10 protein-coding genes and 1 tRNA gene are annotated in these 13,494 nt (G+C 57.0%); 8 read left to right on the top strand and 3 right to left on the bottom strand.

Annotated elements, in window-relative coordinates:
* Positions 1-14: 14 nt before the first annotated feature.
* The 7 genes from pheT (at position 15) to ACF8C6_RS09200 (ending at position 7,267) form a co-directional block, all read left to right on the top strand.
* The gene (pheT, locus tag ACF8C6_RS09170) at positions 15-2,393 is read left to right on the top strand and encodes a phenylalanine--tRNA ligase subunit beta (RefSeq protein ID WP_392499006.1); all 2,379 of its coding nucleotides are present in this window, start codon (positions 15-17) and stop codon (positions 2,391-2,393) included.
* Between the two features lie 3 nt (positions 2,394-2,396).
* A complete protein-coding gene (gene ihfA, locus ACF8C6_RS09175; protein WP_002553164.1) occupies positions 2,397-2,699 on the top strand; it encodes an integration host factor subunit alpha in 303 nt (100 codons plus the stop codon).
* The gene (locus ACF8C6_RS09180) at positions 2,680-3,036 is read left to right on the top strand and encodes a MerR family transcriptional regulator (protein WP_277691760.1); all 357 of its coding nucleotides are present in this window, start codon (positions 2,680-2,682) and stop codon (positions 3,034-3,036) included. The genes ihfA and ACF8C6_RS09180 overlap by 20 nt, the downstream gene beginning before the upstream one ends.
* 81 nt (positions 3,037-3,117) lie before the next feature.
* Positions 3,118-3,194 (top strand) — tRNA-Pro (locus ACF8C6_RS09185).
* A 435-nt stretch (positions 3,195-3,629) separates the two neighbouring features.
* Positions 3,630-4,604, top strand: a complete 975-nt coding sequence (locus ACF8C6_RS09190) for an inovirus-type Gp2 protein (protein ID WP_392499009.1) — start codon at positions 3,630-3,632, stop codon at positions 4,602-4,604.
* Between the two features lie 78 nt (positions 4,605-4,682).
* Entirely contained in the window at positions 4,683-6,833 is a 2,151-nt protein-coding gene (locus tag ACF8C6_RS09195) for an NERD domain-containing protein (protein ID WP_392499010.1), read from the top strand.
* A 248-nt stretch (positions 6,834-7,081) separates the two neighbouring features.
* Positions 7,082-7,267, top strand: a complete 186-nt coding sequence (locus ACF8C6_RS09200) for an AlpA family transcriptional regulator (protein ID WP_076583476.1) — start codon at positions 7,082-7,084, stop codon at positions 7,265-7,267.
* A 35-nt stretch (positions 7,268-7,302) separates the two neighbouring features.
* On the opposite strand, the gene umuC is transcribed toward ACF8C6_RS09200, so the two are convergent.
* The 3 genes from umuC to ACF8C6_RS09215 all read right to left on the bottom strand — a co-directional run bounded on the left by umuC (position 7,303) and on the right by ACF8C6_RS09215 (position 10,215).
* A complete protein-coding gene (umuC, locus tag ACF8C6_RS09205) occupies positions 7,303-8,577 on the bottom strand; it encodes a translesion error-prone DNA polymerase V subunit UmuC (protein ID WP_392499011.1) in 1,275 nt (424 codons plus the stop codon).
* A complete protein-coding gene (locus ACF8C6_RS09210) occupies positions 8,570-9,007 on the bottom strand; it encodes a LexA family protein (RefSeq protein ID WP_392499013.1) in 438 nt (145 codons plus the stop codon). The genes umuC and ACF8C6_RS09210 overlap by 8 nt, the downstream gene beginning before the upstream one ends.
* 332 nt (positions 9,008-9,339) lie before the next feature.
* Positions 9,340-10,215, bottom strand: a complete 876-nt coding sequence (locus ACF8C6_RS09215) for a WYL domain-containing protein (protein WP_392499014.1) — start codon at positions 10,213-10,215, stop codon at positions 9,340-9,342.
* Between the two features lie 622 nt (positions 10,216-10,837).
* Here ACF8C6_RS09215 and ACF8C6_RS09220 point away from each other — a divergent pair.
* The gene (locus ACF8C6_RS09220; RefSeq protein ID WP_392499015.1) at positions 10,838-13,462 is read left to right on the top strand and encodes a sigma-70 family RNA polymerase sigma factor; all 2,625 of its coding nucleotides are present in this window, start codon (positions 10,838-10,840) and stop codon (positions 13,460-13,462) included.
* Positions 13,463-13,494: the final 32 nt, after the last annotated feature.

Below are 13,494 nucleotides of genomic sequence, written 5' to 3' on the forward strand. Positions count from 1 at the left end.
GGAGAACAGACAACATGAAATTCAGTGAACAGTGGCTGCGCAGCTGGGTAAACCCGACGGTATCGCGCGACGAACTGGTGGCCCGCCTGTCCATGGTTGGCCTGGAAGTGGACGCCGTGATCCCGGTCGCCGGCCAGTTCAGCGGCGTGGTGGTGGGTGAGATCCTCAGCGCCGAGCAACACCCGGACGCCGACAAGCTGCGCGTGTGCCAAGTCAGCAATGGCAGCGCCAGCTTCCAGGTGGTCTGCGGCGCGCCCAACGCCCGCGCCGGCATCAAGATTCCCTTCGCCATGATCGGCGCTGAACTGCCGGGCGACTTCAAGATCAAGCAGGCCAAGCTGCGCGGCGTGGAGTCCCAGGGCATGCTCTGCTCGGCCTCCGAGCTGCAGATCAGCGACGACAGCAGCGGCCTGATGGAGCTGGCGGCAGACGCCCCGGTCGGCCAGGACATCCGCGCCTATCTGGGCCTGGACGATGCCAGCATCGAGATCGGTCTGACTCCCAACCGTGGCGACTGCCTGTCGCTGGCCGGCCTGGCCCGCGAAGTCGGTGCCATCTACGGCGCGCAGGTCACGACGGTCTCCGCTGCCCCGGTCGCCGCTGCCCATGACGAAGTGCGCCCGGTCGAAGTGCTGGCGCCCAAAGCCTGCCCGCGCTACCTGGGTCGTGTCATCCGTAACGTCGACCTGTCCAAGCCGACCCCGCTGTGGATGGTCGAGCGCCTGCGTCGTTCCGACATTCGCAGCATCGACGCCGCCGTCGATATCACCAACTACGTGATGCTCGAACTCGGCCAGCCGATGCACGCCTTCGACCTCGCCGAGATCAACGGCGGCATCCGCGTGCGCATGGCGGAAGAGGGCGAGAAGCTGGTCCTGCTGGACGGCCAGGAAGTCAGCCTGCGCGCCGACACCCTGGTGATCGCCGACCACAACCGCGCCCTGGCCATCGCCGGCGTGATGGGTGGCGAGCACAGCGGCGTGAGCGGCAAGACCCGCGACCTGTTCCTCGAAAGCGCCTTCTTCGACACCATCGCGGTGGCTGGCAAGGCTCGTTCCTACGGCCTGCACACCGATTCCTCGCACCGCTTCGAGCGTGGTGTTGATTCGCAGCTGGCGCGCAGCGCCATGGAGCGCGCCACCGCGCTGTTGTTGGAGATCGTCGGCGGCGAAGCCGGCCCGATCATCGAAGTGGCCAGCGCCGCCGACCTGCCGAACGTCGCGCCGATTACCCTGCGTGCCGAGCGCGTCAGCCAGATGCTGAGCATGGACATGGACGGCGCCGAGGTCGAGCGCCTGCTCACCGCGCTGGGCCTGGGCGTGACCGCCCAGGGCGCCGGCCAGTGGCAGGTGAGCGTGCCGAGCCATCGCTTCGACATCAGCCTGGAAGTGGACCTGATCGAAGAGCTGGGCCGCCTGTACGGCTACAACCGCCTGCCGGTACGTTACCCGCAAGCCCGTCTGGCCCCGCAGGCCAAGGCCGAGGCTCGTGCTGAGTTGCCGACCTTGCGTCGCTTGCTGGTAGCGCGTGGCTATCAGGAAGCCATTACCTACAGCTTCATCGATCCCAAGCTGTTCGAGCTGTTCAATCCCGGTGTGGTGCCGCTGCAACTGGCCAATCCGATCTCCGCCGACATGGCCGCCATGCGTTCCTCGCTGTGGCCAGGCCTGGTCAAGGCGCTGGAGCACAACCTCAATCGCCAGCAGTCGCGCGTGCGCCTGTTCGAGAGCGGTCTGCGCTTTGTGGGTCAGCTCGAAGGTCTGCAGCAGGAAGCCATGCTGGCGGGCGTGATCAGCGGCAGTCGCCTGCCGGAAGGTTGGGCTAATGGCCGCGAGAGCGTGGACTTCTACGACCTTAAGGCCGATGTCGAGGCGTTACTGGGGTATGCCGGCGCTACCGATGCCTTTAGCTTCGTGCCGGGTGAGCATCCGGCTCTGCATCCTGGACAGACCGCGCGCATCGAGCGGGAAGGGCGCCTGGTCGGTTTCATGGGGGCGCTGCACCCAGAGCTGTCAAAAACCTTGGGGCTGGATCAGCCGGTGTTCCTCTTCGAGTTGTTGTTGGCTGAGGTCGCTAGTGGTCGTATGCCTGTGTTCAGTGAGTTGTCGCGTTTCCCTGAGGTGCGCCGTGACCTGGCGCTGCTAGTGGATCGCGAACAGCCCGCCGAAGCCGTGCTTGCCAGTATCCGCGAGGCTGCGGGCGAATGGTTGACGGACCTCAAGCTATTTGACGTCTATCACGGTAAAGGCATTGATCCGCATAGAAAAAGCCTGGCAGTTGGCTTGACCTGGCAACATCCATCGCGCACTCTTAATGACGATGAGGTGAGTACAACTACGCAAAACATCATCACCTCGCTTGAAGAAAGGTTCAACGCCACGTTAAGGAAGTAGCGTATGGGGGCTCTGACGAAAGCTGAAATGGCGGAACGTCTGTATGAAGAGCTTGGCCTGAATAAGCGGGAAGCCAAGGAGTTGGTGGAGCTGTTTTTCGAGGAAATCCGCCACGCGCTGGAAGACAACGAGCAGGTCAAATTATCCGGTTTCGGCAATTTTGACCTGCGCGACAAACGTCAGCGTCCAGGTCGAAATCCCAAGACAGGCGAAGAAATCCCGATCACGGCTCGCCGTGTCGTCACCTTTCGTCCGGGCCAGAAACTGAAGGCCAGAGTAGAGGCATATGCTGGAACCAAGTCATAACGACGAGCTGCCGCCTATCCCTGGCAAGCGCTACTTCACGATCGGCGAAGTTAGCGACCTCTGTGCCGTCAAGCCACACGTTTTGCGTTACTGGGAGCAGGAGTTTCCCCAGCTCAATCCGGTGAAGCGGCGCGGTAATCGCCGTTATTATCAGCGCCAGGATGTGCTGATGATTCGCCAGATTCGAGCCCTGCTGTACGATCAGGGCTTCACTATCGGCGGCGCGCGTCAGCGTCTCTCCGGCGATGAGGCCAAGGACGACACCACCCAGTACAAACAGCTGATTCGTCAGATGATCGCCGAGTTGGAAGAAGTCCTGCTAGTGCTGCGCAAATAGCGCTGCTTAGCAAAAAAAACTTCCACAATTCAGCAGCTTATAGTAAAGTCCAATCCGCTTCAGATAACCCTGAAGCATCCTCGGGGCGTAGCGCAGCCCGGTAGCGCACTTGCATGGGGTGCAAGGGGTCGAGTGTTCGAATCACTCCGTCCCGACCAAAAATCCCTAGAAAATCCAACCACTTAGCGGTGGTTGGATTTTTTTATGCCTGATGGTTTTCTCACCCCGCCTAGAAATCTGCGTTTTGGTCACCGTTGGGTCACCGTTAGCCTTAATCTGATTTCTCCAGATTGGCCTCGTCACCGTTTCGGCCATCTTGAGGCTCTGCTAAGCCGGAGCGCCACTCAGCTAACTCTCCCAAAGCTCAATGCGGCAAATCTCTCGACAGGCAGGGCAATGTTGCTCCCCATTGCCCTGCCTGATCGGGAGGGTCGGCTCTGGTCAGGGCTGCATCTATTGATATAGCTATTAACTACCAACTCTTACTACCCATCACTACCCTCACCACTGACTACCACCAGAGGGAAAGAAGACCAGTAAAAAGAAACACATCACGTACCTGGTATGCGACATAACCAACCAGGTACTCAGCCATGAACAACCTCAAGCACAACACCCACCTCTCACAGTCCGACATAGCCCTGCAGATCGAGTCACTCGTTCAGGCTATCGAGCGCAGCGATACACCCGCATTTCGGATCACGCACAAACGGTCAGGCTATGAGCGGGTCGAAGAGACCAGACTCTCCCGGTACTTCACCAACGTCCAGCAGATGTACAACCTGTTCGATGACCGAGTGCCATACGACTACAGCGAGCACCTGTTAGCGTTCCGGGAAGCCTGTGATGACATCGGCCTTCAGCGTTCACCCAATGGCCCTGTCTGCATGAGCGAGACGGGTACGTACTGGCTCAGTCATCAACAGAGCATGAACGTCCTTACCGAACGGATCCGTGAACTGACACGAGAGCAGTGGTATCGGCGTAGGAAGTGGGACCGACAGGAGTTGGCCAAGCAGCAGGATCGGGACATCACCGAGTACACGGATGCGATGATGAGCCGATACTCGCGTACGACGATCATCAGGTTGAACCTGTACTACTGGTCTGAGGCCCAAGCCAGGCTGCGTATCGAGCAAGTGTTCGATCACTTGGATGCCCTGATTAGCAAGCACCACCGCCATCCGATCTTCAAGCACCTTATCGGGTACATCTACGCCGTGGAGCAGGGGGGTCGAAATGACGGTAGGGGTTACCACATCCATGCAGCCTACTTCTTCAATGGCAATCAGGTATGCCGGGATGTCTGTAAGGCAACTGGGATCGGCAAGCTGTGGGAGGAGATCACTCGTCGTCAGGGCTATGCCCACAGCTGTAACCATGACAAGGATCAGTACGGCGACAAGCTAGGCATCGGCCAGATCCAGAGGGATGATCAGTCGAAACGGCTTCATACGCACAAGGCGATGACGTACCTGGTCAAGGACGATCAGCACCTGCGCTTGAAGCCTGCGGGAGCACGCTGCCTGCGTAAGGGCTCTCTGGGTCGGTTCCGTCGGTCTGCATAGATTTTTCCGAGTTTCCTGAACTTCTGTTGATGGTTTAGGCTCCGGCCAGGAATCAAATGCTGACGAGAGCGCTGCGGGATGACGGAAAATGGAGAGCGCTGCCGACGGCATTACCAGTCGGTATACGAACGGAATAAGTCAGAGATCAGCAAGGGCCGTGCTCTTGATGAAAGCCTGCATCATTTCCTCGACCGGCGCCCGGCTGGTAAGAACCAGTCAGCACTTGAGCGTGCGCAAGGCCTGGCAGCGGCATTGTTTTGGTTTGATGCGGATGCGGTTGCTCAATCCGAGCTCGCTAGCCTGGCACTCAGCCGGGTGCTGCATTTCGATAATGCAGTCAGCATCGAGCTGCTGTTGCACCTTGCCAGCCATAACCCGGAAACCCTCAGATGGGCGATTCGCTACTCGAAGCTGTTTGAGCGTATCGAGTCGCCCCTCTGGCTTACGCTGCGTGTGGCGCTCACAGGGGATGACTGGCAAGTATTCTTCGGTGTCTGTGATCGGTTGCTGGATCAGCTCAAGCCCTTTGATGAGCTTATTGCTCACGCCGAAAAACAGCTAAAGCACTTGTCGCTGCTGGAGCTGTTTTCCTACCTAAGTGTGCTGGCCTACCAGGCATTTACCGAAGACGGTTCCGGTGATCCTTCCGGTCAGCAGTGGAAGGTCTACAACCGCATTATTTTGAACAAGCTTCGCGCTTGCTCGGAAGAGGATTTCCGCCTTAGCGAGTCACGGCTTGGGCAATCGCTGAAACGGCACCTGTCACCGATTATCTTTCCCGGATCCAGCAATTCTGACGGGGTGAGATGTCGTCAAAATCTCGAATCTCTTGCCCTTCTAATTGGGGCCACTCAAGAGCGGATTGACTACGAAGGCTCGATCGACTGGTTCTGCTTTGATCCTGAATGCCGTTACCAGCTAAAACCCGGTGAGCCGGTTATCTACAACCAGTCGGAGGCGGGAACAGAGCGGTGGCGGCGTACCGGGCGTAAAAGTGATTTGCTTTGGCACTACTGGATGAATCGCGCCGTGCATGCCTTCGCTCTCTCCGGCATGGCTGAACAAATCATCGGTTCACCTGAGAATCATGAGCTGAACCAGTTGGCCTTTATCAAGGCGGTTCGCAGCAAGCTGCAGCTGCAGCAAATCTACGGCTTGGATGACCGGCTCTCGCTCAGTGATGGCTCCCAGGTTCAGCTTCACCACTTGCTGCTGGCGAGCGAGCTGAGCTCGGTTTTCTTTCAGAAAGAGTTTATCCAGCCATTCCAGCGTCACTTGCGCGAATCGGGTGTGCTTGCTCAGGCTCTGGGGCGCTTAGCCATGAATGGCATACTTTCCGGTGAAAACCGGTTCCCGATGACCTGGTCCGAAGAGCCAGAAAAGATCCGCAGGATCACTGGTTGGACTGTCTGTGACGAACACCCTAAAGGCTGCGCCAGCTCGGCCAAGGCAATCCTCACGTTCTGGACCAGCGACTTCAAGGCGCTATCTCAGCAATTGAAACTGCAGGCGGGGATGCCAGCGCCGAGGCTGTATGAGCAGCCCTTCTACAAAATCGGACGCTATAGCTTTCAGTTCCCTTGGGTTGGCGCGCAGCAGAACAACCTGACGGCGGCCATCAATAACCTTCGGCGGGTAAACGCCCGTCGGGCCGACATGCAGACTGAAACCCAGCGCGTAGAGCTCGCACTTGCCGAGAGTCTTCGGCAACGAGGCTTTGCCGTTGAGGTGGGGTATCGGCCTGCTGTGACAGACGAGGATGATGCCGGCGAGGTGGATCTGATCTGCCACCTGGATGGTGTGCTACTGCTCCTTGAGGTCAAGTCAGGCTATATCCGTTCGACCAAACATGAGGTCTGGTTGCATCGCACCAACACGTTGCGCAAGGCTGCCTGGCAGTTGCGGCGCAAGCAGGAAGCGGTGCTTAGTGCGCTGATGGCCGATCAAGAGCTGCGCGCCAGGCTGGGCTATAACGGTCATGAACCGGGAGCAGCTTTGCGCGCCTGGATCGTCGATACCTCTATTGAGCTCGATGGGCAGTCAGTTGATGGTTTCAGGGTTGTGTCTCGTGAAGCTCTTGAAGTCATTCTGCGTGATGAGAGGCAGCTCCTTAGGCCAATAGACCAGCTTGACGAGGAAAGTCGTGATTCATTGTTTCCTGGGGGGTTCAAAGTCGGCCGATTCATCGCCGTTGTTGAGTCGGATGAGCTGTGGCGAGACCTTTGCTAGAGCCTGAATATCGGCGACTTTGGTTCATCCGAATGAAGAGTTCAGTTGAGCCGGCTACGTAGGCGCAAGGTAAATGAGGTACCCGGCCCCGGATGGTCGGCGTGCGCCTGCACTCGAAGCTTGAAGGGCGGACGATCGGGTTTTTCGCCCGTTGAGATAGAACCTTCACATGAGCATGGTTTGTGCCTCATTTGCCGACGCTCAGTCAAAGCCAACTCTGAAGCGAATCAAACGGAGTGTGGCTTGTCATGAAAGTATTACGCTTGAATTCTGTCGTCTTGGCCACGGGACTTGCCAGGTCAACGATCTACAAACTAATTGGCTCAGGTGAATTTCCGCGGCCTGTACCCCTGACCGCGCGAAGTGTTGGTTGGATTGAGGGCGAGGTGATTGCTTGGATCCAGTCGAAAATTGAAGAGCGCGAAAGGGAGTGAGTGTTTAAGCAAATCTGAGGTGGTGGCGGGGTGCATTATTGCGCCTTGGCCACCATTAATTCAGACCAGCGGGTGGTGTATGCAGGGGAGAGCATTTCTCTTCGCATAGCCCACTCGACTGGCTTGGCGATGCGTCCAGGCTGCAGGGTACCTCGCCCCCAACGATTGTTGATCGCGTCCAGGGTGCTCATCAGTCGCTCTGTTTTTACGGGTTGTTCGGGTGCAAACAGATCCGGCGTGTATTCATTCTTGCGACACAGATCCAGGAGTAGCACCTGGGCCTTGGCATAGCTGAAGCCTTCGCGGTACAGATGCTTCAGTCCAGCCTGTACAGCCTTGATGATCATTCGGCTGTCGTCGGTTGGGTAAGGCAGTTGGCACAGGATGCCATTGGCGTATTTGGCTTCAGTAGGATTGAACATCCCAGTGCGCAGACTCACACGCACCTGCCGGCAGAGCGACTCCTGCTTGCGCAGCTTTTCAGCAGCGCGGGTGGCGTAGCTGGTCATGGCTTCCTGGATGGGAGCTAACTCACGCAGGCGCTTGCCGAACGAGCGGCTAGAGCAGATCTCCTGCTTTGGCTCGGTCTCGTTCTCGATCTCCAGGCACGCCACTCCGCGCAGTTCGCGCACAGTCTTCTCCACCACGACGTTGAATCGCTTGCGCAGTGTCCAGGCATCCATCTGTGCCAAGTCCCAAGCGGTTTTGATTTGCATGCCTTCCAGGTGCGCACGCATGCGGGGGCCAACGCCCCAGACTTCCTCTACGGGCATGGCCTTAAGCAGCTTGTCGCGACGAATCGGATCGCGGATGTCTACGACGCCACCAGTTTGCTTCTGCCAGCGTTTGGCGGCGTTATTGGCGAGCTTGGCCAGTGTCTTGGTCGTAGCGATGCCAATGCCGACAGGGATGCCAGTCTTTTGTCTGATTTCTGCCTGTACCTGGCGACCTATCGACTCCAGAGGTTCAGGGAGTCCAGTCATATTGGCAAAGGCTTCGTCGATGCTGTAGACCTCGATACTCGGGAAGCAGCTTTCCAAGATCGTCATCACACGCTCGCTCATATCGCCGTAGAGGGCGTAGTTGCTGCTGAAGGCAACGATGCCGTGGCGCTTGAGGTCGCCTCTAATCTCGTGGAAGAGGGCGCCCATCTTCACGAAAGGCTTGGCATCGGCAGAGCGGGCAATCACACAGCCGTCGTTGTTGCTGAGCACGACGATGGGGGTGCGCAACAGGTCAGGACGAAACACGCGCTCGCAACTGGCGTAGAAGCTGTTGCAGTCGACCAGTGCGTATGCCGGCTCAGCCATGAGTTAGGTGATTCCGCAGGCTGTGAGTGACGACGCCCCAGATCGTCAGCTCATCGTTCTCTAGGATGTAGCGCGGAGAGTAGGCCAGGTTATCCGACTGCAGGATGAACTGGCCCTGTTCCTGTGCCAGGCGCTTTACCAGGACATCGCCGTTTAGGCAGGCAACGACCACATGGCCCGGTTTTGCCGGGATGGCGCGGCTGACGATCAAATGGTCACCGTCAAAGATGCCTGCCCCAGTCATGCTGTCACCGCTCACGGCGACCACATAGGTGTGCGTAGCTTGCAGATCGAGCAGAGCATCAAGCGATAACTTGTGCTCCATGTGATCAAGCGCAGGGCTGGGAAAGCCAGCCGGAACGCGTGCATCAAAGACGGGAAGGAGTGCGCTGCTGCACTGCAGCGTGCCGAGGATAAGTGCGGTGCTCATAACGGGTTGTCCGGTATCTGTATTTATATACAGTATCCAGCACTCCGCCATCCAGACAAGGCGCGTTCGTCGCCGGTGTCTGGGATATGCACGGATTGTTTACAGGCGAAAAGTAGACAGATCGCGCTGTCGGGCCGATCTAGCTAGGTTGGTGAAAACCGACTAGGAGGATCTCCTATGAACTTGCTGCCCGCCCTTAACGATCTTTTGCCACTGGCGCTGTTGCTGCCTGCACTGCTCGGGCTGGCCAAGCTGGCCTACGGTGGCACTACGGATTAAGAGATAGCCTCGCCTAGCGGCATCGACTCAAAGCCAGGCGTGCCTGTCGTTAGTCAGTGATATAGCCAGGGCTGTAGCTCATCCAGGTTGACGACCACGATCTGCTGAGCCGTGGCTTTGGCATGCACTTTGGTCGGATCGATCTGATAGCGTTGCAGTACGTACTGCACCAACGCACCTCGGGTCTCGATCACCAGCTGCCCATCACGCATGCCGTAGTCTGCCTCGATGATGGAGCGCTGCTCGGGCTTGAGGCGTGAGTCCGGCTCAATCACTACCGTTAGCAGGGTGTTCCAGCCATCGTCGAGTTCGCGAGTGTGCTCCGAGGGTGCATCCATCAGGTCAGGCTCACCGCGAAAGCGGCTCAGTACGAAGTCGCGGTAGTCGCGGTTTTTCTCGCAGTAAGCCCGCACATGCCAGCGCATACCGGTGTAGATCAGGGTATGCGGTGCGATCAGTCGGGTTTCGCCGTCCGGCGTAGTGAAGGAAACATACTCGCACTCCAGTCGAAGGCCCTCGCGGCAGGCCTTGAGCAGCGGGCGCAGTACCTCCGGGCGCACTGAGCGATCCGGCACATCCAGTACCTCAGTGTGCGCATAGGCCAGAGCCAGTCCCTCGATGTGTGGGGCACGGTCGTGATTCTGGTTGAGCAGGTGCAGGTAGGCGCTGGCACTGTCATCGATAAACAGAGGTTTGAAGTGGCGGCTCGGCACATACCCCTTCAAATGCTTGTCGTATTCCAGGTTCTTTGGCGCGTAGTCGGTGATGTAGGAGTTGATGTCCTTCGACGCTTGCTGCCGGCTGATGCCAAAGCTCTGCATCAGATGGCCTGTGGTCAGACGGCCCTCCCACCAGACGATGGTCTCGATCAGGCGATAGCGCAGCGCCAGGTCCCAGCGCACGGACTCGATTTCCTGTTTGCGTTTCATCCCTGCCTCACTTCCCCGAGAACTCTAAGTCCGTTAAGTCATTCAAGGGCTGATTGTACTGTCTGGTAGAGGCACAATCCGTCTGAAAAATTGACGTGTATAAATGCTCACTATTGGTGTGTCTAGGCGCGCGACATATCTTTTAGGTAGTCCTTTGGGTGTAGTGATCAAGATTGGGTAGCCCAACATAAATGCCCATTGTCGATAGATTTTTCGCGAGCAATTTTTTCTGTCTGCACCACCTCAGCTGAAGGCATCGCGAAGTGCAAGCTATCTGAGTCGATGGCTGAAATATGAACAGAGGTTCAAAAAAAAGTGCTCAGACGCCTCTCAGGCTTTACCCAGATAAGACCGGTGGATATTGTGACAGTCGTATCATCATGGAAAGTTCAGTGGCGTCACGGATATCAGCTGGTCCGACTCATCTCTTGACTGGGCGCGTTGATTTTGCATCACCCTCGTTCGGTCTTAGTATGCCTACCCGTACGAAGGGGATGTCTTTTCGTGCCGTTTGGGACGGAGCCATCGACAAGGAGTCACCCCTGAAAATCGTTATGCAGCAAATCCATTTCCCAAGCTATTGCTGTGGGTGCGCGCTTATGAGGGTGCCACGGTCTTGGCTATGAACCCTCTACTACGTATGGCGTCGATTGCTGGCGTTGAGGTTGCCGTAAAGCTCCATATCGCCAGGGGCGATGACCTAAACGCCCGGGACAACGCAGGCGCCACTCCTCTGATGCTTGCCGCCGCAAGAAGAAAAAAGGGTGTTGTGCGTCTTCTTTTGACTGCTGGAGCCAATCCGGAGCTGCTCGACTCTCAAGGGGTGAGCACCCTGGCCTACGCGGAGAAGGGGGGGTGTTCTGAATGTATCGATCTGCTGCGAAATGCTCTGGATATTCTGAACCCGATAAAAGCGGGCGAGGTGCCCGGAGAGGCTTCATACCTGTCGAGTGGGTCGACCCAAGCCAATGCCCCAAAGGCAGATACTTCCCAGGCTTTCCTCTCTAGAGAGCTTGATTCCTGTAAGGCGGAGGATGAGCCGGTCTGTATGGAAACTCAGCTCACAAAAGTAGCTGAAGTTGATGGCCGTTTCGTTCCTAGACCTTCTGCCTCTGATGAAGTGTCTTTTCTGAGGGTGGCGGAGTCGCTCACTGTCAAACAAGTGTTACCCGTCGATATGGGAAGGTTGTCAAGCCTAATCGATATTGACGACGAGCCTCTTGATTCTGGATTCGAAAGTGATTGGTTGGCGGAGTCGGAGGCGGTTGCCCCGAAGGGTGACGATACCGTTTCCAAGGGAACCAGAGAGCTTCAGGACGCGATCGGTCGGCACAAAGCTATCGATACTGATATGGAGTGGGACGACGTTGATCTGTTCCTCCCGGCAAGGGCGCTTCCGGTGGTGCGTGACGAGGGCGAAGGCGTCCGTGGTTTGTTACTCCGGGCGATTCGTGAGGGGGCTGTATCCGAAGCCGATCTTATCGAGGTCTGTCGAGGGGCTGACGACTGTCGCGATGAAGAGTCTGAGCGATTGCTGGCCTTTGTTTTGGGCGATCTGGGTGGAGTGATCGACGAATCCGCGGTGTGGGCTTGTCAGTCGGGTCTGACTGAGCCGACGGCCGAAGAGGAGTCTTTGTTAGTTGAGGCACTGGAGTTTGCGGAGGATCTGGCGTCCGGTCGCAACGACCCTTTGCGATACTACGTGAAAGGACTAAAAACCGACCTGCTTCGGGCCGAAGAAGAAATTTCTTTGGGACGCGAGATGGAGGAGGCCGGGGCTCAGGCGCTGGACGCGCTTTCTGGCTGGCCCGCGGGCCTTTCTATGGTTTTTGAGGCTGCCGATAGGGTTGCGCGCGGAGAAACTGATTATGGAGCATTCAGTTCCGAGATTGTGCCCGGAGAGGGAGAGGAGGAGAGCATTGGGGCAACGGCAATTGAGGACGATGCTGAAAAAGATGAAGAAGTAGCCTCTGATCCACGGGGGGCAGCTTTCCTCTCTGCAATATCAGCGGCAAGATCTGCGGGCGGGGATCAAGTCCGAGTGCGTTCAGCACTTGCAGCTGCGTGCCTTTCAAGAGGCTTCCTGTTAGAGCTTGCACGTAAAGCAGCCGATCCGGCGGGCGAGACTTTCGTATCTGCAGTTCGGCGCCAAGTCGTTGCAAGGGAGCGGATGATCCTCGCTAACCTGCGCTTGGTGTACTCCACTGCCAGGAAATATATGTGGTCTGAGCTTCCCTTCGATGATCTGGTGCAGGAGGGGAATATCGGTCTTATCAAGGCCGTTGAGCGCTATGACTGGCGAAAGGGATTTAGATTTTCCACTTATGCAATGTGGTGGATCCGTCAGCAGATATCTCGCGCAATAGACAACAAGGCTAGAACCATTCGCGTTCCAGTGCACGTTCACAGAGAAGCATTGCCTATCCTGCGCCAGAGGGCACTATATGAAAGCAAGACAGGGCGCCCTGAAACCGAAATCGAGACGTCGCGTCGCATGGGCATACCCATCGATAAAGTCAGATTCTTCCTGGCAACTTTTAGTGATGTCGTCTCCTTGGATGAGGTCAGCAGAGATACTGGACTTCCTCGTATAGACACCTTAGAGGAGTTTGAGACTTCGGATCCTGCTTCTGCAGTTGAGGAGAACTCTCTTCGGGAACTCCTTCTCAAGACTATTGGTAGCCTTGATGAGCGTGCCGCTGAGGTAATCAAGCTTCGCTTTGGTCTGGGGGGCGAAGAGCCCATGACTTTGGAGGAGGTGGGGCTTCGATTCAATGTTACTCGCGAACGAATTCGACAAATAGAATCAAAAGCCTTGGGGAAATTATCCACCCCTGCAAGGAAAGAAAAACTTGCTTTGTACATGGGCGATCAATTTGAGTGGAAGCGCCCCCCCGCCCTCCCTCCCTCCTCAGCGGAAATGCCACAATCTTCCGAAGATAAGCATGCTCGAGAGGTGATGTGTGCTCAACAGCTCGCTGAATCGTTGGAGGATGTTTTCCAATCGGGCGAGCAATCTGCGTCTAAGAGAAGCCCTGAGGCAGTATCCGAACGTCAATATGAGTTGCTTTCCAAGCTTCTCGAAGAGGCTCGAATGTTAGGGCTTACGGTAGAGGACGCTCGTCCCCATGGCGGACAGATCCGCGTGTCGTTTGCTGCACGATCAGATGCCGCTATTCGCAATATTGCCCGGAAACTCATGAATGCCGGATTTACCCTTCATTTAGGAAATACCTACGTCAAATGAACGTGAGAACCCGATTTGCTCCGCCACGAGCG

The organism is Pseudomonas sp. zbq_18, from assembly GCF_043102245.1.
Classification (GTDB): domain Bacteria; phylum Pseudomonadota; class Gammaproteobacteria; order Pseudomonadales; family Pseudomonadaceae; genus Aquipseudomonas.